Source organism: Tepidimonas sp. (assembly GCF_046292505.1).
In the GTDB taxonomy this organism is placed as follows: domain Bacteria; phylum Pseudomonadota; class Gammaproteobacteria; order Burkholderiales; family Burkholderiaceae_C; genus Tepidimonas.
Map to the genome: position 1 here is coordinate 1 of NZ_JBKBQX010000194.1, position 678 is coordinate 678.

Genomic DNA, 678 nt, shown 5'->3' on the forward strand with positions numbered 1-678 from the left:
GCCTGCCGCTCACCGGCACGCGCGACCACCTGCGCGCCATGATCCGCGCCAGCCGCGAGGCCGGCGCGCGCGTGCTGCTGCTCGGCATGGACATGCCGCCCACCTACGGCGAGCGCTACCGCGCCGACTTCCGCGCCGTCTACACGGACCTGGCCCGGGAGGAAAAGGCGGCGCTGGTGCCGTTCTTCCTGGCTGGCGTGGCCGACGGCCCGCAGGCCATCGCCCTGTTCCAGCCCGACCGCATCCACCCGAACGAGAAGGCGCAGCCGATCATGCTGGACAACGTCTGGCCGGTCATGCGGCCCCTGCTGCCCCCAAGCCGCTGATTCCGTCACCCACGCTAGAAACTGCCGGTAAATTGGTAGCGCGATGCCGGATGCCACATCGCCGCCACCGAGGCCACTTGACCTTTGGACTGGGTCTGGCGACGCAACACCAGGCAAGGTTCGTGCGTTTCCATGCGCAGTAGATCGCCAATCTCCTTCGGCGGCAAGCAGGCCTCAATGGCAAAGCGCACGCCCTGCAGCGGCGCCACGCGCATCAGGTAGGCATTGGGCGTCTGGCTGCGAAAGTCCTGGGCCAAATAATCGGGCGCCACTTGGGGATTGACATAGCGATCTTCGACTTGGATGGGCCGCTCGTTCTCGTAGTGCACCACCACCGAATGGAAGAGCATCG

General features: G+C 66.5%; 2 protein-coding genes. One reads left to right on the forward strand and one right to left on the reverse strand.

Features of this window, described 5'->3' with window-relative positions:
* A partial coding sequence (locus ACK4TH_RS12685; RefSeq protein ID WP_409626963.1) for a GDSL-type esterase/lipase family protein occupies positions 1 to 326 on the forward strand: 326 nt, incomplete at its 5' end.
* Positions 327 to 340: 14 nt separating this feature from the next.
* On the opposite strand, the gene ACK4TH_RS12690 is transcribed toward ACK4TH_RS12685, so the two are convergent.
* Positions 341 to 678 (reverse strand): UTRA domain-containing protein (locus ACK4TH_RS12690; protein ID WP_409626965.1); only part of this gene is annotated, 338 nt, incomplete at its 5' end.